Below are 26610 nucleotides of genomic sequence, written 5' to 3' on the forward strand. Positions count from 1 at the left end.
CTATTTTATAGGTATCACTTTTTAAAGTTCTTTTCTTAATCTTGCTACCGGGATATTAAGCTGTTCACGGTATTTGGCGATCGTTCTTCTGGCAATATTATAGCCCTGTTCTTTCAGCATCACTACCAGAGCATCATCTGTAAGGGGTTTTCTTTTATTCTCCTTTCCGATTACTTCCTGAAGATGAGTCTTGATTTCTTTGGTAGAAACTTCCTCACCGTCATCATTTGTCAGGCTGTCAGAGAAAAGATCTTTCAGATAAACGATTCCGTTCGAAGTGTCGGCATATTTACTTTTTACGACTCTTGAAATGGTGGAAATATCAAATCCGGTAATATCGGCAATATCTTTCAGAATCATTGGTTTCAGTGATTTTTCATCACCTGTAATAAAATAATCCTTCTGAAATTTTACAATCGCTGTAATTGTCTGCAACAGGGTATTCTGGCGCTGGTTAATAGCATCTATATACCATTTTGCTGCATCTAATTTCTGCTTGATAAATAACGCAGCCTGTTTATGCTCAGAAGAGTTTTTATCGTGTGAATAAGTAGTCAAAATATCTTTATACTCTTCAGAAACTCTTAAAGTTGGCGCATTTTTACTGTTAAGCATCGGGATGACCATTCCATCTTTCACCTGGATCACAAAATCCGGAATAATTTCCTGATTGATGGTAATCGTCTGGGTATCAAAATTCCCTCCTACTTTTGGTGAAAGTTTGGAAATTTCGTCCAAAGCATCTTTAAGATCATCTTCTTCAATATCATATTTCTGGATAATCTTATTATAATGCTTATTGGTAAGAGCATCGAACTGATATCTTAAAATATTGGCTGCCAGAGATACCGCCTTATCAGAGCTTACTTTTTTCTCAATCTGAAGCAGCAGACATTCCTGAAGACCTCTTGCTCCTACTCCTGGCGGATCAAGCTTCTGAATATAATTTTCCAGAATATCTTCCACCTTTTCTTTAGTCGTATAAATTCCCTGGGAGAAAGCAAGATCATCTACAATAGCTTTGATCTCTCTTCTTAAATATCCGTCGGTATCTAAATTTCCAATTACATATTCAGCAATCTTCTCATCTTCTTCATTGATATTGACTAAATGGATCTGCTCCAGCAGATAGTCGTACAAGGACTGTCCTTCAGTAAGAAGGCTTTCGTTATCGAATTCCTCATCATCCGGAGAATAGTTGCTTGATGCGGTTTTATAGCTAGGTTCGTCATCGTAGATATATTCGTTGACGTCAAAATCTGTCTGGATACTTTCTGTTCCTTCATCCTGATAAGCATCTTCAAGAGAAGAGTAATCATCTTCTTTAGGATCTTCCTTTACAATTTCCAAAGCAGGATTTTCCTCTAGCTCTCTTTCCAGCTCCTCTTCAAATTCCAGTGTATGAAGCTGAATAAGCTTCATCAACTGAATCTGCTGAGGTGCCAGCTTCTGTCCTAATTTGAGTTGTAAGTGTTGTTTAAGCATATTAGTTCCTTGTGTTTTAACATAACATATCTACGAATTTAATAAATTAATTCGACAAAAAACACATTTAGCATGATTTTTGCATTAACTTATTAACATAATAAACTATTAGAAAATAAAAAAAGCCTTAATTTTTACATTAAGGCTTTTTTATTGATCTAGAACTCAGCGCTTTTCGGTGTTCTTGGGAAAGGAATTACATCTCTGATGTTAGTCATTCCCGTTACAAAAAGAACGAGCCTTTCCAGACCTAATCCAAAGCCTGCATGTGGTACAGAACCGAATTTTCGGGTATCAAGGTACCACCAAAGCTCATGTTCATCCACGTGCATATCTGCCATTTTCTGTTTTAATACATCTAATCTTGCTTCTCTTTCCGATCCTCCGATGATTTCTCCGATACCCGGGAAAAGAACGTCCATTGCTGCAACGGTCTTATTGTCATCGTTCAGTTTCATATAGAAGGCTTTGATCTCTTTCGGATAGTCGAACAACACTACCGGGCTTTCAAAGTGTTTTTCAACCAGGTATCTTTCGTGTTCAGACTGAAGATCCGTTCCCCAGTTTTCAACCGGATACTGGAATTTTCCTTTTTTATTTTCTTTTGAGTTCATCAGGATCTCAATTGCTTCCGTATAGCTTACCCGTTTGAAGCGTTTAGCGATGACATTCTGAAGTTTTTCGATAAGTCCTTCTTTTGCTCTGTCTTTTTCTGGTTTTCCTTTTTGCTCCTCCTCAAAACGTTTGTCGAGGAACTCAAGATCATCCTTACAGTTATCAAGAACGTACTGGATTACATATTTTAAGAAATCTTCCGCAAGGTCGATATTGTCTTCAAGATTGTTAAATGCCACTTCCGGCTCTATCATCCAGAATTCTGCAAGGTGTCTCGTTGTGTTTGAATTTTCAGCACGGAAAGTTGGCCCGAAGGTATAAATTCTTCCCAATCCCATTGCTGCAGTTTCTCCCTCAAGCTGTCCGGAAACCGTAAGGTTAGTTTTTTTCCCAAAGAAATCCTGTGCAAAATCAATTTCACCGTCTTCAGTTCTTGGAATATTATTCAGGTCAAAGTTGGTTACCCCAAACATTTCACCTGCTCCTTCTGCATCAGCCCCGGTAATCACCGGTGTGTTGATATAGAAGAACTGGTTTTTGTTGAAGAATGAATGCACTGCAAAGCTAACCGCATGACGCACTCTGAAAACAGCTCCGAACAAATTCGTTCTGAATCTTAAATGAGCCTGGTCTCTTAGAACTTCCAAAGAGTGTTTTTTAGGCTGAAGAATCGTTTTGTCTCTGTCTTCTGTAAAGTTATCCCCTAAAATAATAATTTTTTTAGCTACAATCTCTACATTCTGTCCGGCTCCCTGGCTTTCCACCACTTCACCTACTACCTTTAATGAGGCAGCTGTGCTGATTTTACTGATTACTTCCTCATCGAAATTTTCAAAATCAACAACAATCTGCAAATTATTAATCGTAGAACCATCATTTAGCGCTATAAAGCGATTTGCACGGAATGTTCTTACCCAACCGTAAACCGTAATGTCATGATGTAATACTTTCTTGTAATCCTGTAGGATTTCTTTAATCGTTTGCTTTTTCATTTGTTGATTATAAATTTTCTTATAAAAATTAACGTTGGCAAAGTTACAAAAAAACAGCGTAACCTGATGATTACGCCATCTTTTTAAAAAACCATTTATCCAAATACTGAATCAAAAACTATGTCCTGAATATTATTTAATTAAAGAATACTGTCTTTTTTCTTTCTTTCCCGTTTCGGATTTTCCAGGCGTGATAGGAACTTGGTACATCATATTGCCATTTCGGAAGCAGCAAAACAATCAGAATCACATCAATATGAGATACAAACCCTAATCCTACCGCCAGATAAAACGCCCATCCCGTTTGTTGAAAACCTATTAAATAGGTAAAAGCAATCAGCAGGCTCAGGCTCCACATTTTTGACAAAAAAGCATGGGTACAGGTTTCCTTTCTGAATTTATAGATACTGACAATATAGCAGAGCGCTTCCATAATGAAGATTAAAAGAATTCCCTGGCATTCACTTTTAATGAGTTCAGGATTGAGAAAGTAGGAAGCCAACCCTAATGAAAGCCAGAAAACCAAATCAGTCTGACTATCTAATCTTCGTAATTTTTCCGATGAAACCCCGGTTTTTCGGGCAATAATTCCATCAAAAATATCAGTCAACAATCCGAAATACATTAATCCTACTATCAAAAATCGTGATTCTGCACCCTTACCATAAGCTAATAACAGAATAACCGGAGCAAGGACAAACCTGGCTGCAATCAAAAGATAAGGTAACTTTTTCATGATTTTTTGTTTTTAAAATTCCAGTTGACCAAAGGAAATTTTCTTTTTTCATTTTCGTTCCAAAAGCCAACCTGAATCCCTCTTGAATCTTTGCAGGCATTAATCAATGAAACCTGAACGCCTCTGCATTTCTGGCTTATATTGGCAATAGTGGAAATGGCTACCCCTCTTGTTGTATGATGAAAATTATACAATGGTGAAAAAGCAACGCCATTTGTCACAGAAGGTGCACTTATATTGCTGGATACATTGACTTCCAAACCATTGGTAACCGTAGGTTCCATATTGATGATCGATAGTTGCATGCCATTTATCTTATTTATTTTTTCAGGCAAGGGCTCAACAGCAATATCACTGATAGCCCAATTATCAATGGACGGTATACTTACGAGCAGTAATGCGGGAAAGAAAATCCCCAGACCGTTAAATCCCAATCCAATACCATTAACTTTCTTAGGCTGTATTTCATTATCAATCTCATCATAATATTTAATAAGCAATCCATTAACACTTTTCGTTTTTTTGGAAGGTGAAAAACCAATAAACCTGGGCTTATCCAATTTAGTATTCAAACTGTCCTGGGCATTCATGATCATTCCTGTAAACAGACCGATCATCATCAAAAATCTTATTTTCATAACTTATTGTTTTAAAATTATGAGTCAAAATTATCTGTGAAAATCACAAATCCGAATGCGGAAAAAAATTAAAATAAAGAAGTACATTTGTGAAAATCACAAAACCATGTATCAGGAACTTTTACTTAAGGAAATCCGCAGGAAAATCAGGAATCAATCGTTGAACGATGAGATTGCCAATATCCTCAATATAAGTTATGATGCGGCACACAGAAGAACCTCACTTAAAGCAAAATTCAGCTTTGAAGAGGCGCTGGAACTGGCGAAATATTATCAGATCTCCCTTAACCAATTCATTACCTCGGACCGGCAGCTTGTCGTTCAGAAAACTTCTGCGGTAGACAAAACGGAAGACCTGCAGTCATTTTTCCAGAATAATCTCAGCATTTTTGAAAACCTGCCTCTTTCTGATGAGATGACGATTTATTATTCTGCGAAGGACATTCCTTTTTTCTATACTCTTTCGGATACCTTACTTTCCCGTTTTAAAATTTATGTATGGATGAATCTGCTTAATGCGAAACAGGTCTTTATTCCTTTTCTGCAGTTTTCGCCACCTTATTTTGAATCCAATACTCAGGAGCTCAAGAAAAAATATGAGACCCAAAATGTGGTGGAATTGTGGAATGACAGGACCATTTCCAGTATTCTGCAGCAAATCCTGTTTTATTTTGAGACCGGACTTTTACAAAAAAATGAGGCCGATATTATTCTGAAAGAACTGGTAGAACTTATAAAATACATTGAACAAAAAACGGAAAACAATCCAAAATTCCACCTGTATGAAAATGAGCTGATGCACCTTTCCAATGATATCTTTTTTCACCATCCGCAACAGTCGCTTTTTGCCATACCTACCAATATGTTCGGGTATATTCTGGTTAATGATGCGAAAACCTGCACTGAAACGCGGAATTATTTTGAACACCAGATTAAAAATTCAAAATCCCTGAATACTTCGGGAAACCGGGACAGAAAAATATTTTTCAATAAAATGTATGATCAGGTTGAACATTTAAAACAAAAAATGATCCTATGAAAAACCTTCATAACGGTGAATTTTTCGGAAAAACCAATGAAACCCTGCGTTTCGACGGGCTGACCATCACGGATACTGAATACACGCATCCCTACGTAGACTGGCACTATCATGAAAATGCTTATTTCACATTTCTTTTGCAGGGAAATATGACGGAAGGCAACAAAAAAGAGATTTATGATTGCCAGGCAGGAACATTACTTTATCATCATTGGGAAGATGCCCATTATAATACTAAGCCTGATATTTTTACAAGAGGGTTTCATCTGGAACTTACTGAAAACTGGTTTGAAAATTTTCAGGTCCCAAAAGAAGCTGTTGAAGGAAGCTTTAATTTGAAAGATCCTGCTTTAAAACTGTTGATGTACAAGATTTTCAAAGAAACAAAAATTAATGATTCATCATCTGAGCTGTCTGTTCATGAGCTTTTACTCAGTATTTTCAGCCAATTATCAGAGAAGGGCCGGAATTCCGATAAAAAGCCGGAATGGACCCGTAAGATTACTGAAATACTTCACGAAAATTTTATAGAAAAGCTTAGCCTTACAGAACTTTCAAAAACTTTGGATGTTCATCCTGTTCATTTAAGCAGAGACTTTCATAAACATTTCCAATGTACTTTAGGGGCTTATGTAAGAAAACTGAAAATCAATAAATCTTTGGCACTTCTCAATAGTGGTCTGTCTTTAACCGAAATAGCCCTCGAATGCGGTTTTACAGATCAGAGTCACTTCATCAGATCTTTCAGGGAAACTACAGGGGTGACTCCTTTGCAGTACAGAAATCTTCTGAAAAAATAAAAATGTTAATTTCATTCTATTTTTCCTAAGGGCCAATTTATATTTTTGTCTATATAAAACATTACCATGAAATCTATTCTGCTGTTTGTCTTATTCCTTGGTTTCGGATTTTCTTTGGGACAGTCCAAAAATAGTACAGATCCTGAACCCATTGTACATCCTGTTCAAAAAAAATACCTCAACAGAATTGTTTTTCTGGACAAAACGATTCCCTTAGACCAGTTAAAAGAATCCGATATTATTACTGCTACAGAATTTCAGGAGGATAAAAATCTTGACATCCGTATTTTCATGGACAATTCCCTGGTCAATTATTTACACCAGATCGATCCCTCTTTAACCTCCGATGAATTGCTGAAAAAAGGAAATTATCAATTCAATTTCTATGTTGACGGAAAATTAATTTATACAGAAAATTTAAATACCGGAGCAGGAACGCCGGAAGACAAAAAGAAGAAAACCACATTCAGAATCCCTTTATTAAGTTCAAAAAATGAGGATTCATGGGGAAAATATATGTGGATGAGATTTTATCTGGGCAATGGCGGAATTGACGCACTGGCAGAAGGAAATCATCTTTTAAAAATTGAAATCAAACCTTATTTAAAAACTTCATCGTTAAAAGTTGGAAATACCATTGCAGCGGGTGAAATTCAGCTAACCGTTCCTCACAAAAATATTTCGGAGAAACAAATTGCCATTCAGAAGATCCAGCCTGGCAGTGGATGGAAAGTATCTGATGAACAGCTTGATCAGGAAAAGATCAGACTTTTAAATACCAAAATTGCAGAGAACAGGTTCAGGGACATCACCAGTATCGTGGTCATCAAAAATGAAAAGCTTCTTTTGGAGGAATATTTCAGTAAGTCAGGAAGAGATTCCCTGCAGGACACACGTTCAGTCGGAAAATCTTTTGCCTCTGCCCTGATGGGGATTGCCATTAATGACGGATATATTAAAAGTGAAAACCAGCTGCTGAAAGAATTTTATGATCTGAAACAGTTCAAAAATTATTCATCAGCAAAGGACAGCATTACCGTTAAAAGCCTCCTGACAATGAGCTCGGGATTTGACGGAAATGATTCTGATGAAAATTCTCCCGGTAACGAGGAAAATATGTATCCTACTGAGAATTGGGTAAAATTTGCGCTGGATTTGCCTGCTACAGAAAACAAACCGGGAAAAACCTGGAATTATTTTACGGCAGGTGTTGTGCTGACAGGAGATATCTTAGACAAAACGGTTCCCGCAGGCCTGGAGAATTATGCTGAAAAGAAGTTGTTTCAGCCGCTTGGAATCACCCATTATAAGTGGCAGTTTACGCCACAGCAGAAGCCTTCTCTGGCTGGCGGTCTGCGGATGAGAACGCTGGATTTGGCAAAATTTGGTCAGCTTTATAAAAATAATGGTGTGTGGAACGGCCAGAAGCTTATTGACAGAAACTGGATCAGGAAATCTTTCAGCAATTATTTTATGAATGATAAAGATTTTGAAGGATACGGATATCTGTTCTGGAGGAAGGTTTATAAGGTAGGAAACCAAAATTTTGAAGCTTACCAATCCAGTGGAAACGGTGGAAATAAAATTATCGTTTTCACAGAAATTCCTGTTGTAATCATTATTACCGCTAAAGCTTATAACAGGCCGTATGCTCATGCACAGTCGGATAAAATAGTTGAAGACTATTTACTACCTGCAATAAATGATAAATGATAAATGATAATGATATGATCAGCCAGCCTGAAAAGCCAGATGATTCTACGAAGAGGTCATACAGAATAATCGCTTCTGATCCTAAGAATCGAAACAGAAATATTCTTCAGTAAGTTATTTGAAATAGGCAGGTTTCAGATCTTTATCTGAAATTGATTATTCGTCTTTTTTGGAGGAAACCAAGAAGACATCGATAAGTCCTTCCGGCAGCTGCATTTTGATGAATCTTTCTTCCCGGTTCACCTCAAGAATCCAGTCTTTGATGATAGGAATTACCACTTCTTTGCCATTCAGATTGGTCACGAAATAGTTTTGGGCAGTCTGATCATTTACAGATCTTATGACCCCACATTCTTTGTCATTTTCATCCAGGATATCGAAACCGATGATCTCATGATAATAGAACTGCTTCCCGGAAAGTTTTGGAAGTGTAGAAAGCGGTAAGTAGACATTTTTCCCTAAGGATTGGTCTACCAATGCTTCGGAAGAGTTTTTAAAAGCAAGGTTCAGCGCATCATTTTTACTCCACGCGGATTTTGCAATAAAAAAAGGAACCAATAATCCGTTGATTTCAACGAATATTGATTCCAATTTATTGTAAAGCTCGGGCTGATCGGTATCCAGTTTAAGGATAACGTTTCCCGCAAGGCCATGTCTGCGTGTGATTTTTCCTAATAAATAGCAATCTTCTTTACGCATACAGGGGTATTCTTAAGCTTCAGTGTTTTCTTCAGTTTCAGCAGCAGGAGCTTCTCCTTCTGTAGCTTCAACAACTTCTTCAGCAGGTGCGTTAGCAGCTTCTTCAGCAGCTTTAGCATCAGCTTCAGCTTGTGCAGCAGCAGCGATTCTAGCTTCGTTTACTTTAGCTTCAGCTTCTAAAGCAGCTTTCTTAGAGTCTGCCTGAGCTTTAGATAAACCTTCAACTTTACCTTGTACTTTTTGTTCTTTAGATTCTACCCAAGCATTGAATCTCTTTTCAGCTTCAGCTTCGTCAAAAGCACCTTTAGCAACACCACCTTGTAAGTGTTTTTTGTAAAGGGCACCTTTATAAGAAAGGATCGCTCTTGCAGTATCAGTTGGCTGAGCACCGTTGTTTAACCACTTTACAGCAGAATCAACGTTCAAATCGATAGTTGCAGGGTTAGTAATTGGGTTGTAAGTTCCTAGTTTCTCGATGAATCTACCATCTCTTCTAGCTCTAGAATCTGCAACCACGATGTGGAAGAAAGGCTTACCTTTTTTACCGTGTCTTTGTAATCTGATTTTTACTGACATAATGTTGTGAATTTTATGGGAACTCGTCCCAGTTAAATATTTAAGAGTGCAAAGATAATACTTTTTCTGATATGTTAATAAGCTGATACAATAATTTGTTGATTTTTTCTGTCTCGTATCAAATTATTCTCCTGCCAGGGTACCCATGTAGAAAAGCCCCAGGCATTTCTGGTTTTCTTCGATGGTTAAAGATTCCTTAAGGTGATTTACAATCGCCGGAGAACTCCAATAGCAGCCAATATTATTGGCGGTACAGGTAAGGTACATATTCTGAACGGCCATGGAAACAGCAGCAATTTCTTCCCATTCAGGAACCATGCCACTGAAATTGACCACAATAGAAATTACAACATCTGCTTTATTGATTTTGAAACCAATATCCTGGTATTTTTTCTCCAGAAAAGTCTGTTCGGGTTGTGTAGCTTTGTAAATAGCCTGCATTTCTGAGGCTAATTTCGCTTTTTCTTCCCCTTTGAAAATCTTGAAACGCCAAGGTTTTGTGCGCTTATGATTCGGGGCCAGTGTTGCGGAGTGTAAGATATCGTCTAGGATTTTCTGGGATATTTCGTTTTCAGAATAATCTTTTGGAAAAATACTTCTCCTTTGTTCTATGATTTCTTTTAAAATTTCTGCATTATTCATACTGCAAATTTACAATATGTAATTGAATGCATTACATTGATTCAATCCTGATTTTTAACAATAATTGCCCATAATACTTTTTACTGTGTTGATATAAAGATAAGCAACACTATAATGGTAGATCTTATAGAAATTTTTCGGGATATGGATTTCGGAGCTTCTCAAAAATCGTATAAATCCTGAGTCTCATATCTTGACTCTTGGTTCTTAAATCTTGGTTCTTAACTCTTGACTCTTGACTCTTGGCTCTTACAAACACAATCAAATCACCTCTACAATCTTCTGGTGGATATTATTCAATGTAAAAGCATCACCGGATTTCATTCCCATCATTTTTTTAGCCATGGGACTTTCCGGGGAAATGGCATAAAACCGGTCACCTTCATAAAAGAATTCCCCCAGGGAAACGGAAATATAGAAACGGGCCTTGTTGGTGATCACCAGTGAACCCAGCTGTATTTTTTCCGTGGAGGCATTCAGAACTTTCGACATGTTTCTTTTAAGATCATTCAAAGCTCCTAGCTGGCGCTGCATCTGATAAATTTCCTCCTGCATTTCCTCCCTCATGCTGTCATATTTCGGAGTTTTTTTAATATCACGGCTTGCTTCCAGGGTAAACTCTATAAAATTTTTAAGCTTTTCTATTTTTTCAGAAATCACTGTTTTCACGTAATCTCTTATATCACTTTTCTCAAATACGATCTTCTCCATGAATCTAATCTTTACATAAAGATAATAATTTTTTAAAATAATAATTGATATTTTCGTTCTTCCTCAGCAAACAAATGACTCACAAAATATATTTTTCAAAAGAGCAGATCAGGATATAAATACCACTCCCATAATTCAAAAAACAATAAAAAAGCCTTGTTAGTTCTACAAGGCTTATATTTTTTATTTTTCAGCAATTTTTTTAAGGTCTCCCAACCCTTGACCAAACATCTTTTTCATATTCATATCCATCATAGGTTTCATGATCTTCATCATAGTAGTCAGTTCATAATCAATTGCCCAGGTTACTTTGGTTCCGTTTCCTTCAGGAGTTAACACAAAAGCAGTTTTAGCGTCGCTCTCAAAAGGTTTGATAAAATGAAGCTTGGTAATTAATTTTTCATTCGGAACACTTTCTGTAATGGACTGCTCGCCCTCTCCTACTTTATCATTTCCTTTCCAGTGGTAGGAATCTCCTACTTTGTCGCCGGCTCCGGAATAGGTGATCACGATATCTTTGTCAGCTTTGGAAAAAGGATCCCATACATTGTATTCTTTCAGCGATCCCACATGCTGCCATACCTTTTCTTTAGGGGCATTGATCGCTACGGATTGTTCAAAATGATAATCTTTACTGAAAGCCAGCATTGCAATTACTGCATAGACGATAGCCAAAAGGATGATTACGCCAATAATTTTTAAGAGTGTTTTCATAGTTTTTTGATTATTTTGAGTTATTTGTTTAATTTTTAAACTCTGGCAGTTCAGTAGCTGCCTGAAGTTTATGATTTTCTGTTTTCAAAATTAGTCATTCCACCCTCGCCGCCTCTTTTCATATGACAAGATTATTAAAGATAAAGTATTTTTGTCACATCTTGATATTCGGGCATTATTTTTGTGTATTTCAGCTCTGATTCCCGATGAATCATTAAATTTACGTTTATATAAAAATCGAAAAATGAATATTTTAACAGAGAAATTCAATACACCATATCACGCAGCACCTTTTAACGGTATTAAAAATGAAGATTTTCTTCCTGCCTTCCGGGAGCTGATTCAAAAATCTGAAGATGAAATCAATCATATTGTCAGCAACCCTGAGGCGCCGACATTTGAAAATGTTATTGAGGCATTGGCTTATTCAGGGGAACAGCTGGATGTGGTTTCGAATATTTTTTTCAATCTGAATTCTGCAGAAACAAGTGACGAAATTCAAAAGATCGCCCAGGAAGTTTCTCCGATTCTGACCGAATATTCTTCAAAGATTTCTCAAAACGAAGCTCTTTTCAGCAAGATCAAAAAAGTATACGACGAAAAAGAAAAATATAATCTGAATGAGGAGCAGAAAATGCTGCTGAATGAAACTTATAAAGGTTTTGTAAGAAGTGGTGCTCTTCTGAATGAGGAAGATAAAGAGAAGCTGCAGAAGATCAATATGGATCTTTCTTTAAAATCATTACAGTTCGGACAGAACGTTTTAGCCTCTACCAATTCTTATTTCAAACATATTACCAATAAAGAAGACCTGGCAGGAATTCCGGAAGCTATCCTTGAGCAATATGCTGAGGAAGCTAAAGAAAGAGAACTGGAAGGCTGGGTTGTTACATTACAGTATCCAAGCTATATTCCGTTTATGACCTATGCCGAAAACCGTGAGCTGAGAAAAGAACTTGCTCTGGCCAGCGGTAAAAAATCTTTTGACGGCGGAGAATTTGATAATCAGGAGCTTATCAAAGAACTTCTGCAATTAAAACAGCAGAAAGCAGAATTATTAGGCTATCAGAATTATGCAGACTATGTTCTGGAAGAAAGAATGGCAAAATCTCCGGCAAAAGTTTTTGATTTTTTAAATGAGCTTTTAACGAAAGCAAAGCCCTATGCAGATCAAGAGATTGAAGAGCTGAAATCTCTGGCTAAGGCTGACGGAATAGAGGAACTGCAGGGCTATGACCATACTTTCTATGCTGAAAAGCTAAGAAAACAGAAATATGATTTCAATGATGAAGAACTTAAGCCTTATTTTCCATTGGACCAGGTACAGGAAGCTGTTTTTGGGCTGGCAGGAAAACTTTTCGGACTTCATTTTGTGGAAAGAAATGATATTCCGAAATACCATGAGGATGTGAAAGTGTACGAAGTTTCCGAGGCTGGAAGCACAAATACGGAAGAGAAGTTCAAGGCTTTACTTTATGTAGATTATTTCCCAAGAAAAGGGAAAAGAGCCGGTGCATGGATGACCAGCTATAAAAATCAGTATAAAAAGGATGGCGAAAACTCCCGTCCGCATATTTCTATTGTCTGCAACTTCAGCAAGCCAACGAAAGATACCCCAAGCTTACTCACCTTCCAGGAAGTAACGACTTTATTCCATGAATTCGGGCATGCGCTTCACGGGATGCTGGCAGATACCCAATATCCGGGTCTTTCCGGAACTTCTGTGAAGTGGGATTTTGTAGAGCTGCCATCACAGTTTCTGGAAAATTTCTGCTACGAGCCTGAATTTTTAAAAACATTTGCCAAGCATTACAAAACAGGCGAAGTTCTTCCGGATGAAAAAATTGAAAAGATTGAACAGTCTAAAAATTTCATGGAAGGCTACCAAACCATGAGACAGCTTGGTTTTGGGCTTCTGGATATGAATTACCATACGAAAGTTGGAGAACTGGAAAGTGTGAGTGTGAAAGAATTTGAAGACAAATATACAAAAGCCACTTCGCTTTATCCTGTCAATCCGGAAACGGCTATGAGTCCTAGTTTTTCTCACATCTTCCAGGGTGGCTATTCTGCTGGATATTATTCTTACAAATGGGCTGAAGTTCTGGATGCGGATGCTTTCCAGTACTTTAAAGAAACCGGAATCTTCAATCCTGAAACAGCAGCAAAATACAAAATCCTTCTTTCTTCAGGGGGAACAAAAGATCCTATGGAACTATATAAAAGTTTCAGGGGAAGTGAGCCGAAGGTGGAGAGTTTGCTGAAGAGGGCATTCGGATAATCAATATTGTAACTAATTAATTTATAAAAAGAACAGTGAATAGCTGTTCTTTTTTGTTTAAACTTAAACTATTGAGTAAACAATAAGTTGTAATTTGCATCTCTATAAAAATGTACAACAGAATTTATATGACCCTACAGGAACAGATTGCAGAATACATCAACAGTCAGCCGGAATCCAAACGCAATGATATGCTGGAACTGCACCGCATCATTCTGGAAATAAATCCGACATGCCAGCTATGGTTTCTGGATGGGAAAAACGATGAAGGAAAAACGGTGGCCAACCCCAATATAGGTTACGGACTCTATACTATACAATATGCCGACGGAAAGACCAGAGAATTTTATCAAATCGGTCTCAGTGCAAATAAAACAGGAATCTCTGTTTATATCCTCAGCATCAGGGATAAGGATTATTTAGCGGAAACGTATGGAAAAACAATCGGCAAGGCAAGTGTGACCGGATATTGCATTAAATTCAAAGCCATGAAAGACATCAGCATTGAAATACTTAAATCTGCCATACGGGATGGGTTTGAGGCAAAATAATACCGTCTCAAAAGCTACGACAAAGGACAAACTGAAATTTCTTTACCTTCAGCATAGGTTTTTCCCCAATCACAAAGATTTTCCAAAATTGGAATTAGATCCTGGCCTTTATTCGTTAAAACATATTTAACTCCGGCAGGAACAGTCCCGGGAATTTCTTTCTTAACAATTACTGCATGGGTTTCCAGCTCTTTGAGCTGCCGCCCTAAGACCTGTTCAGAAATATTCGGCAACTCCTTTTTCAGCAAATGAAAGCGGTTGTTTCCCTGTGAAATGGAATACACAATTTGCGATTTCCAGCGGCCTCCAATCATAGCTATCGCCGAATTTAATTCACAAACCTGGAACAGAAACTGTTCATTGATCGCATTGGTAGAATTTTCTTTACGCATAACTCCTCGTTTAATAGCTCACAATTTTGTTCGTTATTGTCAACCACAAATTGCTGGCCGAAATTTGCAATAAAAATACGAAATATGAACAAAGCAATATTTATGATCATCGGACTATTAACCGCAATCTCATCAAAAGCACAGGAAAAATGGATTATAAAATCCAAATATGTAGCAGAATCCGATACTGTTCTGGTTTTTAAGCCAAAAGCATATAACAGAACGGAAAAATTCCCTTTGGTTTATCTTTTACATGGTTACAGTGAAAACTATAAACAATGGTCGCAAACTACAGATTTACAAAAAATGGCTGATCAATACGGTTTTATCATCGTTACCCCAGACGGTTTTACCTCTTATTACATGAACAGCCCGGTCAACAAAGGTTCGCAGTATGAAGATTTTTTCTTCAAAGAATTGGTTCCGAAAGTGCATCATTCTTTTAATATTGATGACAAAAATATTTTCATCAGTGGTTTGAGTATGGGTGGTTATGGAGCTTTACGGTATTTCATTTCACATCCTGGTTATTTTAATACAGCAGGTTCCACAAGCGGAGCCCTGGAAATTGATTATCCTAATTTCCAGAAAGTAAGCCAGCAATTTTGGCAGAACAACAGAATGCCGGCCGACTTAACAACAAAATTGGGAAATCCCAAAACTACAGATTGGAATCAGTTCAGTATATCAACCCTTTTGAAACAGCATCCGGATTTTAAGAAAGCATTTATCTTTGACTGCGGAACAGAAGATATTTTATATTCAAATTCTGTCAGTCTGAAAAAACAAACTGAAAGCCTGAACATTCCTGCAACTTTTATCAGCCAGCCGGGCGACCATAATACGGAGTACTGGAGTAAGTCTATTGAGCATCATTTTGTGTATTTTAAACAGCATTTGATAAAATAGTGAATCAAAAGCGGCTGAAAAATCACTTAAAATCTATAGATTTAAAAATAAAAGTTAATTAGATTCTTTCTCCGGTACGTTTATGAATTCACCATTTTCAATCACAATCCGGTTGCCCCATTCTGTAATTGCTTCTAAAACAGGAATAAACGTTTTTCCAAGATCAGTAAGGCTGTACACTACTTTGATGGGAGGTTTTTTACCAAAAACTTTCCTTGACACCAACCCGTCCTTTTCTAATTGCTTCAACTGTAAGCTCAACGTCATCTCGGTAACCGTTGCCAGCTCTTTACGAAGTTCGCTGTATCTTTTAGCCTCGTTTTTTAAATGGTAAAGTATAACTGCTTTCCATTTTCCGCCTACCAAATCCATGGTAAGACTTACGGTACAGGGATATGTTTTCCCTTTCAATTTCACGTGATCACCAATACATTCTGTTTTCATTTCAATTGTATTTAACCTATCTGTTTAGATAGTTATTGCATATTCATTGTACTAAAAATAATTTTGTAACTCAATTAATTATAGTATAAATTTAGAAAAAATGAAAATACTTATTATTCTTGCTCATCCTGAAGAAAAAAGTTTCAATGCAGCCATGTTTAACACCGCCATCAGCACTTTGGAAAAGGAAGGCCACGAAGTCAAAACGACTAACTTATACCAGGAGAACTATCAGCCTGTAAGCGGAAAAGGAAATTTCACCCGATTAAAAAATGCAGATTATTTCAAACAGCAGGACGAAGAAGTATTTGCCTTACAACAGTCTACATTCATGCCGGATATTGTATCGGAACAAGAAAAGATTGAATGGTGTGAAATGATGATCTGGCAGTTTCCATTGTACTGGTTTTCTGTTCCTGCCATCTTAAAAGGCTGGATCGACAAGGTTTTTACCATGGGGAAATTTTATGACAACGGAAAAATTTTTGAAAATGGATTTTCAGCAGGGAAAAAAGCCATGCTCTCTGTGACGACCGGCGGTCCTGAAAAAAATTATGTGGATGACAGATACGGAAATATCAATTCAATCTTATTTCCAATACATCGCGGAATTCTCGAATTTCTTGGCTTTTCAGTTGTACAGCCGGAAGTGGTTTATTCTGTTGAACGGCTTTCTGAAGAGGAAAGAAACAGGGTATTAGATAACTGGTCAAAAAGGTTAATCAATATTGAGAGTGAAATCACAAGGGACTAAGGAGCAAACCGGATTGAAGTAGTACATTTGTATTTGCGATATAACCTACCCTAAAACCATTCAGGAAATTGAAAAATATACTAAGCTTAATAATCCTATTTTTAACCTGTATCCATTTATATTCTCAAAATACATATGTCTTTTTTGGCTCATTTAACCGGGATAAAACAACCGAAGGATTATATGTTTATAAGCTGGATACTATTAGGGGGAGATTATCCAAAGTAACTTCCGTAAAAGGAATTTTGAACCCCTCATTTCTGACTGTATCTCCAAACGGTCAATACATTTTTGCCTGTACGGAAAGTAAAACGCCCAATGCAGGAAGTGTCAGCAGTTTTAAGTTCAACCCCAAAGATGAAACGCTTACTTTTATAAACAGCCAGAAAAGCGGCGGTGAAAATCCGGTTTATGCAACTGTTCATAAAAATGGTAAATGGTTGGTTAATGCCAATTACACCGAAGGCAGCGTTTCTGTATATCCATTGTCTGAAGACGGAACGATACATGCATATGTACAGAATTTTCAGTTTTCAGAGGGAAGCATCAATAAGGAAAGACAGGACAGATCGCATATCCACGCAGCTGTTTTTTCTCCGGATTTCAAACAGCTGTTTTTACCAGATCTCGGTGCTGATAAAATCAGGTCTTATAAGTTTGACACTGATAAAACAGAACCTTTGCAACCGGCCAGGCAACCGTACATACAATCCGCATCAGGAAGCGGGCCAAGGCATTTTACTTTTCATCCTAACGGAAAATTTGCCTATTGTATCAATGAGTTATCCGGAACTGTCAATGCCTACCGGTATGAAAACTCTGGTATGGAAAGTATTCAGAAAATCAATACACATACTGACCAATACAAAGAAGAGTTTGAAAGTTCTGATATTCACATTTCTCCGGATGGTAAATTTCTTTACGCTTCCAACCGTGGGTACGAAAATAATATCGCCATTTTTTCAATCCTTGAAGACGGGACGCTAAAAAATATTGGTTATCAGCCGACTTTTGGGAAACAGTTAAGAGTTTTTGACATGGATGAGACCGGAAAGTTTTTAATTGTAACCAATGCAGCCACCGGAAATGTTTTTGTATTCAGGCGGAACCCTGAAACAGGTTTATTAAAAAAAGCAGGAAGAAGAACAAAAATTCATGGGGTTTCCAGCGTGAAAATCAGAAAATATTAATCAAATAAAGATTCCCCGAATTTACTGATTTTGATTCTGTTTTATTCAGGTTCATTATTAACGGTCTAGTAACAAATAGGCTTGCATTCATACTTATCTTTAGGGTTGTCGGAAAATCAAATAATCCAATAAAAATATCATCAAAACTTAAAATCATGTTACTAGCCATCTTACTTCCTTTTCTTTCCTTTATGGTTCGTGGAAAAATTCTTACCGGGATCATCTGTCTGATTTTGCAAATTACCCTCATTGGCTGGCTTCCTGCTGCCATCTGGGCTGCTTTATCCCTAAACAGTGCAAGAGCAGAACGGCGCAATGAAAAACTGATTCGCGCGATCAAGCAAAATCAAAGATAATAGATGAGCCCCGTACTTTTCAGATTATCTTCTTTTAGGAAGTATATGTTCCGGAACTTTTAAAATCGACAATAAAACGATAAAAAGACAAATAATATTCACCCCCAAAGCGATAGAGAAAGCACTACGATAATGCTGTGATGAAGGCTTTGCTCCTAGAAAATAGTAAAAGATACTTCCTACTATAATAATTCCGACTATTGCAGCCGCCTGCTGAAAAGTGTTATAAACTCCCGAAGCATTTCCGGCAAGCGTTTGCGGCAATCCGGACAGAGCGATATTAGCCAATGAAGGAATAACGGATCCAACCCCTAAACCATGAAAAAACAGCAGCAGACAGAGCATAAAAAAAGATACTTCTGCATCAAATAAAAAGATCTGCAGAAGAAGAACTGCTATAATCAACCCCAACCCGCTAATTAAGAATGTTTTGCCGTACCTTAAAATAAGCTTTGCAGAAAACAGCGAAGCAAGGATAAAACCAAGGCCCTGGAAAACAATAATTTCTCCTGAAGCCATTGACCCGATCTGCAACCCATCCTGAAAAAACAACGACAGGATATAGAAATAAGAATCCAGCATTATAAAGAAAAAAGAAACGGCCAGTATCCCCAGATTGAAATTTTTATAGCTGAATAAACTGAAATTCATCAGATAAGTTTTGCCTTGCCTTAACCTCATCCTTTGATTTTTAATAAAATAAATTAATATGAGGATTGAAGCCAACACCATTATTATACTTTTAACCTGTATTCCCTGATGTTCGGACATGGTAAGCGAATAAGTAAAGCAGAAGAGCCCTGCAGCCAATATTATTACACCAACAAAATCAAAAGTATTTTTTCCTGCTGAAATTCTAGATTCCTGTAATATTTTCTGACTGAAAAACAGGGCGAGAATACATACCGGAATATTGATAAGAAAAATAAGCCTCCAGGATTCCTGCATCACAGTCATTGATGAAAAATAGCCACCCAGAAACTGCCCCAGAACAGTTCCCGCACCAATCGTGATTCCGTACCAGCTCATCGCTCTTGTTCTTTCTTCATGCCCGGTAAACAGGATTTGTATCATCGATAATACCTGCGGAGACATCAATGCTGCACTGATTCCCTGAATACAACGCGAGATCACAAGAATCACGGCACCCGACGAAATCCCACACGCAACAGAGCTCAACATAAAAAACAGCAAACCTATCATAAAGATCTTTTTCCTTCCATACAAGTCCCCAAGCCTTCCCCCTGTAATGAGAAATGAAGCAAAACCGATCAGATAGGACGCAATTATCAGCTGCATTTCTCCATTGGATGTATGAAGATCACGCTGAATTGACGGTATGGAAACATTAATGATGAAAATATCCATGATCGTTAGCAACTGACCGGATAATATAACCATCATTTTCAAATATTTAGTATTCATTTTTATATAGATATATCTATTTTTTAATAAGTAAAAAAATTAAGGTAGCTGAGCCTTAACCATTTTTTGGATCTGGTCAAAAGAGTCTGAATTTTTATTGATCGTGGAATTTACTACTGCTCCTTCTATCAGCAGGAAAATATTTTCAGTAAGCAGATCAGCATCCATGTTTTTTTTATTGCCCACATAGTCACTTACCAGCTTTCTGATCAATTCTTTCTGTTTCAGTTTGTGTTGCCTGACAAAATCAGAAACTGCCGGGCTGCTGTCTCCTACTTCCGAAACAATTTTGATGAAATGACAGCCTGCGAATTTTGATGATAACTGTAATTTTTTACGGTAATCAATCAACAAAAATATTTTTTCTTTCGGCTCAGAGACTTTTGCAGCATGTTCTTCAAACCCTTTGAACCATTCAACTTCTTCTCTGGTAAGGTAAGCCTGAAGAAGATCATTTTTGGAGGAAAAATGATTATACAGTGAACCTATTGCAATATCAGCTTCGGCAATAATCTGGTTGATTCCGGTTGAATTAAAACCCTGTCTGTAAAAAAGATCTGAGGCCACCCTGATAATCCTTTCCTGTACTTTCTCCTTTTTCATCTGAAAAATTTTTACAAATCTACATAAAAAATAGATAAGTCTATCTATTTTACTTTGCATGTGTGTAAAAAATGAATGATGTTAAAACTAGAATATTGATAAAGCAATGATTGAGATACTTTTATCAAAAAACACCAAAAATATGGATATCCTACAGCAGAATTTAAGGATTACGAAGGAAGTAAAAGATAATTTTATAAAAACATAAATATGATTAATAATTTACTGCATAATATTTTTAGTTTAAATCACTACATATTTCGTATCTTTAGTTACCACTTTACAAAAAGATCATGTGGTACAAAGCAATGGCAGAAGAACTTTATTTCATCAAAACGAATCCGAATATTGCTAAAATCAATTTGTACAATAAACTTTGCCGTGAAGAAGAAAATATCATAAACTTTCTTCAGGCCGATCCCAAAGTAAGTCTTGAGATCATCAAAAATAAAGTAAAAGACTCGGTAGAAAATCTCTCGAAAGAGGAGCTTTCAAGCATTTTTAAGTGGTTCAGCAGTATTTATCCGGCTGACCGTGAAGAGGCTAAAACCCAGCTTTTCATCCATGGACTTGATCTTTTTTATGAAATTCCGAAAGAGCAGAATGTAAAAACTTTCCAGGAGATGCTTTCAGCATATGAAAATTACTCTAAAAAGAAACTGGATTTTATGGTAGACGCTCAAAATTTCAACCAGTTTCTTCTCTACGGATTGTTTTTCACAGACATCTCCTTAAAAGAAAAAGGGAACTCCACCACTCTTTCTCATTATTTGAAGACAGATTATCCTTCATTATACGCCCTTGCGGAAGATCATTTCCGGACAAAGGGTTCTGCTGAGAATAATGATCTTGCTTTGCAGAACTACTTTGGAGAACTGTATGATCTGACTAAGTTTTATAAAGGATCAATTATTCAGCTTCACACCTTATAAATCCTTCTTGCCATTTAAAGTATTACTACAAAATTTAGAAATACTGCCAGATTCAAATCAGGGCAATTGTTCGAATTTTGAAATATGATTTAAACTCTCTTATATTTGGGCCATGAAAACCAAGGATAAAATCTTGTCAAAAGCGATGGAGCTGTTTAATGAAAAAGGCTATAACAATATCACAACAAGGCATATTGCAGCCGGCCTGAACATCAGTGCGGGAAATCTGCATTACCATTTTAAACATTCAGAGGATATTATCAAAATCCTTTTTTCCGAGCTGGTTATTAAAATGGACATTTTATTCAATGATTTACAGACTATAGAACATAAAACACTGGAGGATCTCTATCATTTTACTTTTTCAATGTATGAAATCTTTTATTCTTTCCGGTTTATTTTCATGAATTTCTTTGATATTTTAAATCATATCCCAGCCATACAGTCACAGTATGAATCTATTAACATTACCAGAAAGAAAGAATTTCAGATGATTTTTAAAGGTTTTCAGAAAAATAATATTTTTAGAGATGATATTCCTGATTTTATCATGAGAGGCCTTACTACCCAAATATTCATCATCGCAGATAACTGGATTACCCATAACAACCTTTCCTTTAAACTGGGCAAGGAAGAAGCTATAAAACATTACGTATTGATCCAGATGAACCTGTTTTATTCGCTGCTTACCGAAGAGCAGCAGAAACTTTACGAAGAAAAATATATATTCGGGGCATGAGCAGCAGAAAAGGCAACACAAGGGACCTGACAGAAATGCGTGCGCTTTTGATATTGAATCGGATGACCGATTCCGGAAGATTTTTCGATGATCTGCTTGAGCAGGTCCTGTGAGAGGAATTGGATACTACGGAAGTCTGGCTCAAAAATGGATCTTATAAATAACTTATGAACACGACTATCACTTACAGAAAAGCCTCAGAAAATGACATCGATTATCTTCTTGATCTGAGAACGAAAACCATGAATCCGCACTACGCTGATTCCAATCTTCCAACGGATAAGGAAACAACACTTCAGAGAATCCTGTATCAATTCGATAAAGCCCATATTATCCTTTTAAACAATGAGCCTGCCGGATTACTCAAAATCAGCAGAGCTGAAGACAAAACAGAGGTTCTGCAGCTTCAGATAGATCCCAAACAACAGGGGAAAGGATTAGGAAAGACGATTTTAACAGGTATTCTGAAGGAAGCTTCAGCAGAAGGAAAAACAGTTTCATTAAGTGTCTTAAAGACCAATAAAGCCCAAAATTTATACAAGAGCTTAGGCTTTAGGATAGTGAATGAAGATGATTATTCTTTTTTTATGGAATTTCAAGTTGGCTTCGAGAACCTCAGCCAACTTTAGAGAATACTTACTTCATGACATCAGTCTATCATTAATGACGAAGCTCACCGACTACAAAATCATTAATGAAAAACATTCTGGGAGCTGAGTCGAAGCCCCCTACCAACTCAAATTCTTTTACCACAAAGTCACAAAAGCTTAACATTTAAGTTATTTTTAAATCTAAAACTATCTAGAGAAAGTACACTTAAGTTTCTAAAAAATCTGGTAGATTTTTATGACTGATTAGCCAAAGTAACAAATATCAGCCTCCCGCCTTCTTCGGCAGACAAAAGTACTTTCTTTCCATTCGTCAATTCAACCATAGAACCGGGCGAAATCTCTTTCTGCTCCGTAACATCTTTCATGGAGGTCAGGCTCTGATTGACCAGTACCCATCTTCCTTCATGAAAAGTGAAATACCCTACAGGCATTTTATCCTGCATCGTAAGGTTTTCATTTCTGATCACCTTTCTGGAAACATGCCATTTGAATAAATACTGGTTGTTATATACCATCAGTCTGTGATTTTCAGGTTTCCATACCTCATCATCAAATTTAAAATACAGGTCCAGTACAGGAAGCGTACCGCGGTGTTGGGTACCGCAGAAAGGACATTTCGGATTGCTGCTGTTATCAAAGACATACCATTTTTCAGTACATTCCGGATTGTGGCAGGGCTGGATCAGATCAGCAGTCTTTAACAGTGCAGTTTCCCATTCATTGGCTGTAGGACGCCTGATCGGGTCATGAAGCCCATCTATAAATGCTTTTTTAAACAGTTCGGAAAGATAAGGTCCCGCTGCTGTAAATGGAATTTTTTGAGGATCGCCCCAGAATGCGTCCCATTTTCTGAGATGATCAGCTTTTACTTGGTTGGACGGATCTGTGGGATGTTCTACGAACAGTGCTTGTTCACCCATAGAAATAATTTCATCTTTTTCAGAATCCAAATCCCATATTTTTCCTCCTCTCAAAGGATGCCTCCGGAAAAGATACATATAGATGAGCACTGCCAGTGCATGAAGGTCGGTTTTCTGATTAGGCAGATGCCTGCCGGGATCCTGCATGCTGAGATGCTTGGTCTTTAAAACTTCGGGCGCAATAAAATCCGCGGTCCCGATAACTTCCGGCGGGAAAAGTTTCGGAACTACCAATCCGTCTATATCAATAATACAGGCGGATTTCGTGACCGGATCTATCAGAATGTTATTATACGAAAGATCCGAGTGTGCCAGTCCCATCTGATGAAGCTTTTTCACTCCTCTGCTGATATTGATGGTAATCTGGAAATAACTCAGCCAGTCTCCGAGCTCCGAATGATCCAGCCTCAGCGGATACTGCTGATTCCTGAACATGGGAGCAGTGAACCATTTTCCGACTTTATCCTGTCCCTGAATATTATCTGATCCGACATATCCTTTCGCAAAGAAGAATTTTTTATGGTAAACAGGAACTACAATTCCCGTCAGTTTATCTTTTTCTACAATATCATACGGCCATCTGAATATTTCGTTCAGAAAGTAATCCGCTGAATTTCCGTTCTGTATATTCCCAAGATAAGTGGAAACAATCCTCATAATACGTTCTTTCTGCCCTGCATCCAGAGGGTTCCGGTAAAAAGCTACGACATATTCTCTTTCCGGCGAAAAATAAACATCTTTCACTCCGCCACGGACAGGACTTTCATCAACATATTCATAGGATTTTGCTGTATCCAGAATAGAAACAACTTTAACAGTGTTTTTCATATTTAATAAATTATGGCCAGTGTTCTGTCGTCATGATTTCCCCGGCTCCAGAAATCGGTCCATGCCAGAAGCTGCTGATCAATGTCTGCATCACTGACAAAGTCTACTTTTGTGCAGTCATCGTTATTTCCTTCAAGGTCATTAAAAAATGCTTTCCAGCTTTTTATATCTTCAAGCCTGCTTTCTGTCATGAATTTAGGATCATAAATACCATCGGTCATCAGTACGAGATAGGAAAAATCATCCACACAGGTTATTCCAAATCTTGAAGCCATGTCATCACCGAAGATTTCTTTCATTGTGATAAACCGGGTACCGCCACCAAATTCTCCCACATCCATCCGGTTCAGAAGCTTTACTTCAGAAAAATCGGGACTGATCAGGTTGATGGGACAGTCTCCCACTCCAAAAGTGAGAATGATATAACCGAAATCAAACTTTTTAACCAATGCAAAGATCAGTGTTGTATGAAGGTCTTTTATAGAAAATGAATTCTCTGTGGCTGTTTTGTCCAAAATATTATACACGTTCAGAATTCCTTTATACAGAGTTTTTATAACATTTCCTTCAGCTTCCGACTGTATTTCTTTTGATGATTCAGAGATGGCACTGTTAACAATTTCAATATTTTTTTCGATTTCAGTTAAAATTTCTTCTGAATTGAAAAAACTGTTCACCGAAGATGTAGCCAGCCTGGAACCTTCTCTTGCCATTACCGCAGAACCGGCACCATCCGCAACTGAAACAATGCTCCAGCCTCCGGGAAACTCGTTCACAGCAAAATCATCATCCCTGAATTTTCCTTCATGGGCATGAGAGCGTCCTCTTTTAGAGACAACAGCAATTTTTTTGTTTAAAAACGGTCCTTTGTAAGAAGCCTCATCAGGTTTATAGAAAACAGTATTTTTATCAGCAGGAATATTTTTCCAAAGATCTTTCGGATCAGCATTAACAAACAAATGCACCTTTTTAATCTCGATACTGCTTTCATCATGAGTATGATAGAACTCAAGATCAAAATCATGGACGCTGTTCACATCAGGAATTCCGGATATTTTATTATTTTCAAACGTAAGTCCCGTTTCCTGAAGGTTGGTGATATTTTTGATCCTGATATTCGGAAATTCATCCATTTCAAAACGGTATTCATAAAATCGCTTTGAACTGGCATTTTTAAGCACCAGATGGGCTTCTTTGAATTCTTCTTTTTCCCTGTAAATAACAGATTTCTCCATGGTCTTATGTTTGATCGGAAATAGTTTATCCCAATGTTCTGTTAATATCAAATCCTTCACTGGAAAATCCATAATAATCCGAAGTTCCGCACCACGGACATTTATTGTATCCTTCTCCTTTCAGACAGTGAATTCCGCCACATGAACAGGTTGCCAGTGCAACGGGATTGGCACAATGAGGACATGATGTACCTCCCTGAAGTTCTTCTATGGAAATTTTAAGGTTATTTTTCTGGGAAGATGACAGCCTCAAATATGCTTTTTCATCAATTTTATAGGCTCCGTCCAGCCTGTAATATCTTGTAGACATTCCGGGTATGCTTGATTCGGCAAATGTTTTTTTAAACTTCATCAAATACAGTTTCTCCGTTTCTGAGCATTTTCCGTTTAAAACAACAAAGTTATTGTCCGGAAACTTCTGCTCCAGCTCTGGATCTACTTTTTCAAGGATAATGGAATCGATCTTGGAAAGGTTAATTCCTTCTTTATTGGCTTCGGTAACACTCTGACTGGTCGTTTTGATGGAATCTGTCACCCATTTGAAAAATTCTTTATAGGAATTCTCATCAGAATTATTGAACAGTAAAACATTGTCTGATAAAGTTCCGAGCAGCTTATAATTCGTATTTTCGCCGATAGATACAGCTATGGTATTGGATTTTCCGTGGTATTTGTTGTTCCATCTTTCGATAGCTTTTGTAGCATCATCGGTAGGAACACCGTCTGTAAAAAGAAAAACGAGAGGCTTCCAGTCGCCTTTTCTTTCGTAGGTGGTTTTCACAATATCCCTGTCTATACAGTCCATCACTTTAATCAAACCCTGAGACAGCGACGTACCGCTTCCAATCGGGATCTTTGGCGGATAAAAACTGATGATGTCCTGCAATGGCGTAATAACTTCAGCCTCTCCGGCAAAGCCTATAATGGAAATATAGACCGTTTCCAGTGAATACGGATCTTTCTTTAATTCTCTGATGATATTGGCAATACCTTCCTGTACCTGCTCAATAGGTTCTCCAACCATAGATTCGGAGACATCGACTAAAAAATAAATGGGCAGTCTTCTCATGATTATAAAGA

At 37.3% G+C, this 26610-nt stretch carries 28 protein-coding genes; 12 read left to right on the forward strand and 16 right to left on the reverse strand.

The annotated features are described in order from the left end of the window. Positions 1–21: 21 nt before the first annotated feature. From rpoN to AC4IFE_RS18610, 4 genes are all read right to left on the reverse strand, one after another. Positions 22–1485, reverse strand: coding sequence for an RNA polymerase factor sigma-54 (gene rpoN / locus AC4IFE_RS18595; protein ID WP_490758622.1), 1464 nt, complete (start codon positions 1483–1485; stop codon positions 22–24). A gap of 158 nt (positions 1486–1643) precedes the next feature. Continuing rightward, complete coding sequence (gene asnS, locus AC4IFE_RS18600; RefSeq protein ID WP_490758623.1) at positions 1644–3092, reverse strand: asparagine--tRNA ligase; 1449 nt, start codon at positions 3090–3092, stop codon at positions 1644–1646. Between the two features lie 136 nt (positions 3093–3228). Further along, the gene (locus tag AC4IFE_RS18605; protein ID WP_490758624.1) at positions 3229–3828 is read right to left on the reverse strand and encodes a CDP-alcohol phosphatidyltransferase family protein; all 600 of its coding nucleotides are present in this window, start codon (positions 3826–3828) and stop codon (positions 3229–3231) included. Next, positions 3825–4466 carry a hypothetical protein gene (locus AC4IFE_RS18610; RefSeq protein WP_490758625.1) on the reverse strand — a complete coding sequence of 214 codons (642 nt, stop codon included), beginning with the start codon at positions 4464–4466 and terminating at the stop codon, positions 3825–3827. The genes AC4IFE_RS18605 and AC4IFE_RS18610 overlap by 4 nt, the downstream gene beginning before the upstream one ends. A gap of 106 nt (positions 4467–4572) precedes the next feature. Between AC4IFE_RS18610 and AC4IFE_RS18615 the strand changes: the two genes are divergently transcribed. The 3 genes from AC4IFE_RS18615 (at position 4573) to AC4IFE_RS18625 (ending at position 8018) form a co-directional block, all read left to right on the forward strand. Beyond that, entirely contained in the window at positions 4573–5505 is a 933-nt protein-coding gene (locus AC4IFE_RS18615; RefSeq protein ID WP_490758626.1) for an XRE family transcriptional regulator, read from the forward strand. Continuing rightward, on the forward strand, positions 5502–6305 hold the full coding sequence (locus AC4IFE_RS18620) for an AraC family transcriptional regulator (RefSeq protein ID WP_490758627.1): 804 nt from the start codon (positions 5502–5504) through the stop codon (positions 6303–6305). The genes AC4IFE_RS18615 and AC4IFE_RS18620 overlap by 4 nt, the downstream gene beginning before the upstream one ends. Before the next feature lie 66 nt (positions 6306–6371). Beyond that, positions 6372–8018, forward strand: a complete 1647-nt coding sequence (locus AC4IFE_RS18625) for a serine hydrolase domain-containing protein (RefSeq protein ID WP_490758628.1) — start codon at positions 6372–6374, stop codon at positions 8016–8018. Positions 8019–8174: 156 nt separating this feature from the next. Here the strand turns inward: AC4IFE_RS18625 and rimM are convergent, their stop codons facing one another. From rimM to AC4IFE_RS18650, 5 genes are all read right to left on the reverse strand, one after another. Continuing rightward, entirely contained in the window at positions 8175–8717 is a 543-nt protein-coding gene (rimM, locus tag AC4IFE_RS18630; protein ID WP_490758629.1) for a ribosome maturation factor RimM, read from the reverse strand. Positions 8718–8729: 12 nt separating this feature from the next. Beyond that, complete coding sequence (locus tag AC4IFE_RS18635; RefSeq protein ID WP_490758630.1) at positions 8730–9293, reverse strand: 30S ribosomal protein S16; 564 nt, start codon at positions 9291–9293, stop codon at positions 8730–8732. Between the two features lie 123 nt (positions 9294–9416). Beyond that, positions 9417–9935 (reverse strand): nitroreductase family protein, encoded by a 519-nt coding sequence (locus tag AC4IFE_RS18640; RefSeq protein WP_490758631.1) that lies wholly within the window; start codon positions 9933–9935, stop codon positions 9417–9419. Positions 9936–10196: 261 nt separating this feature from the next. Then, the gene (locus AC4IFE_RS18645; RefSeq protein ID WP_490758632.1) at positions 10197–10646 is read right to left on the reverse strand and encodes a hypothetical protein; all 450 of its coding nucleotides are present in this window, start codon (positions 10644–10646) and stop codon (positions 10197–10199) included. A gap of 183 nt (positions 10647–10829) precedes the next feature. Further along, on the reverse strand, positions 10830–11360 hold the full coding sequence (locus AC4IFE_RS18650) for an SRPBCC family protein (protein WP_490758633.1): 531 nt from the start codon (positions 11358–11360) through the stop codon (positions 10830–10832). A gap of 244 nt (positions 11361–11604) precedes the next feature. Between AC4IFE_RS18650 and AC4IFE_RS18655 the strand changes: the two genes are divergently transcribed. Continuing rightward, entirely contained in the window at positions 11605–13641 is a 2037-nt protein-coding gene (locus AC4IFE_RS18655) for a M3 family metallopeptidase (RefSeq protein ID WP_490758634.1), read from the forward strand. Positions 13642–13751: 110 nt separating this feature from the next. Then, positions 13752–14192, forward strand: a complete 441-nt coding sequence (locus AC4IFE_RS18660) for a DUF1801 domain-containing protein (RefSeq protein WP_490758635.1) — start codon at positions 13752–13754, stop codon at positions 14190–14192. A gap of 14 nt (positions 14193–14206) precedes the next feature. Here AC4IFE_RS18660 and AC4IFE_RS18665 read toward each other — a convergent pair whose 3' ends face one another. Then, positions 14207–14584 (reverse strand): winged helix-turn-helix transcriptional regulator, encoded by a 378-nt coding sequence (locus AC4IFE_RS18665; RefSeq protein WP_490758636.1) that lies wholly within the window; start codon positions 14582–14584, stop codon positions 14207–14209. Positions 14585–14668: 84 nt separating this feature from the next. Between AC4IFE_RS18665 and AC4IFE_RS18670 the strand changes: the two genes are divergently transcribed. Next, positions 14669–15493, forward strand: a complete 825-nt coding sequence (locus AC4IFE_RS18670; protein ID WP_490758637.1) for an alpha/beta hydrolase — start codon at positions 14669–14671, stop codon at positions 15491–15493. Positions 15494–15547: 54 nt separating this feature from the next. Here AC4IFE_RS18670 and AC4IFE_RS18675 read toward each other — a convergent pair whose 3' ends face one another. Continuing rightward, positions 15548–15937, reverse strand: coding sequence for a winged helix-turn-helix transcriptional regulator (locus tag AC4IFE_RS18675; protein WP_490758638.1), 390 nt, complete (start codon positions 15935–15937; stop codon positions 15548–15550). A 100-nt stretch (positions 15938–16037) separates the two neighbouring features. On the opposite strand from AC4IFE_RS18675, the gene AC4IFE_RS18680 reads away from it, so the two are divergent. The 3 genes from AC4IFE_RS18680 (at position 16038) to AC4IFE_RS18690 (ending at position 18237) form a co-directional block, all read left to right on the forward strand. Further along, positions 16038–16691, forward strand: a complete 654-nt coding sequence (locus AC4IFE_RS18680; RefSeq protein ID WP_490758639.1) for an NAD(P)H-dependent oxidoreductase — start codon at positions 16038–16040, stop codon at positions 16689–16691. 68 nt (positions 16692–16759) lie between these two features. Beyond that, entirely contained in the window at positions 16760–17881 is a 1122-nt protein-coding gene (locus AC4IFE_RS18685) for a lactonase family protein (protein WP_490758640.1), read from the forward strand. A gap of 155 nt (positions 17882–18036) precedes the next feature. Continuing rightward, entirely contained in the window at positions 18037–18237 is a 201-nt protein-coding gene (locus AC4IFE_RS18690; RefSeq protein WP_306843268.1) for a YqaE/Pmp3 family membrane protein, read from the forward strand. Positions 18238–18261: 24 nt separating this feature from the next. On the opposite strand, the gene AC4IFE_RS18695 is transcribed toward AC4IFE_RS18690, so the two are convergent. Together AC4IFE_RS18695 and AC4IFE_RS18700 are read right to left on the reverse strand one after the other, a co-directional pair. Continuing rightward, a complete protein-coding gene (locus AC4IFE_RS18695; RefSeq protein ID WP_490758641.1) occupies positions 18262–19641 on the reverse strand; it encodes an MFS transporter in 1380 nt (459 codons plus the stop codon). Between the two features lie 60 nt (positions 19642–19701). After that, on the reverse strand, positions 19702–20265 hold the full coding sequence (locus tag AC4IFE_RS18700) for a TetR/AcrR family transcriptional regulator (protein ID WP_490758642.1): 564 nt from the start codon (positions 20263–20265) through the stop codon (positions 19702–19704). A 293-nt stretch (positions 20266–20558) separates the two neighbouring features. Here AC4IFE_RS18700 and AC4IFE_RS18705 point away from each other — a divergent pair, with 293 nt between their 5' ends. The 3 genes from AC4IFE_RS18705 to AC4IFE_RS18715 all read left to right on the forward strand — a co-directional run bounded on the left by AC4IFE_RS18705 (position 20559) and on the right by AC4IFE_RS18715 (position 22565). Further along, entirely contained in the window at positions 20559–21197 is a 639-nt protein-coding gene (locus AC4IFE_RS18705) for a hypothetical protein (protein ID WP_490758643.1), read from the forward strand. Positions 21198–21309: 112 nt separating this feature from the next. Beyond that, entirely contained in the window at positions 21310–21936 is a 627-nt protein-coding gene (locus AC4IFE_RS18710; protein ID WP_490758644.1) for a TetR/AcrR family transcriptional regulator, read from the forward strand. A gap of 167 nt (positions 21937–22103) precedes the next feature. After that, complete coding sequence (locus tag AC4IFE_RS18715; protein WP_490758645.1) at positions 22104–22565, forward strand: GNAT family N-acetyltransferase; 462 nt, start codon at positions 22104–22106, stop codon at positions 22563–22565. Positions 22566–22780: 215 nt separating this feature from the next. Here the strand turns inward: AC4IFE_RS18715 and AC4IFE_RS18720 are convergent, their stop codons facing one another. From AC4IFE_RS18720 to AC4IFE_RS18730, 3 genes are read right to left on the reverse strand one after another with little or no spacing between them, the layout of a single operon-like run. Further along, positions 22781–24295 carry a helix-hairpin-helix domain-containing protein gene (locus AC4IFE_RS18720; RefSeq protein WP_490758646.1) on the reverse strand — a complete coding sequence of 505 codons (1515 nt, stop codon included), beginning with the start codon at positions 24293–24295 and terminating at the stop codon, positions 22781–22783. 2 nt (positions 24296–24297) lie between these two features. Beyond that, a complete protein-coding gene (locus AC4IFE_RS18725) occupies positions 24298–25530 on the reverse strand; it encodes a PP2C family serine/threonine-protein phosphatase (protein WP_490758647.1) in 1233 nt (410 codons plus the stop codon). Positions 25531–25555: 25 nt separating this feature from the next. Beyond that, entirely contained in the window at positions 25556–26599 is a 1044-nt protein-coding gene (locus tag AC4IFE_RS18730; protein WP_490758648.1) for a TerY-C metal binding domain-containing protein, read from the reverse strand. Positions 26600–26610 lie beyond the last annotated feature (11 nt).

The sequence above is a fragment of the Chryseobacterium sp. UF-81 genome (genome assembly GCF_058245105.1).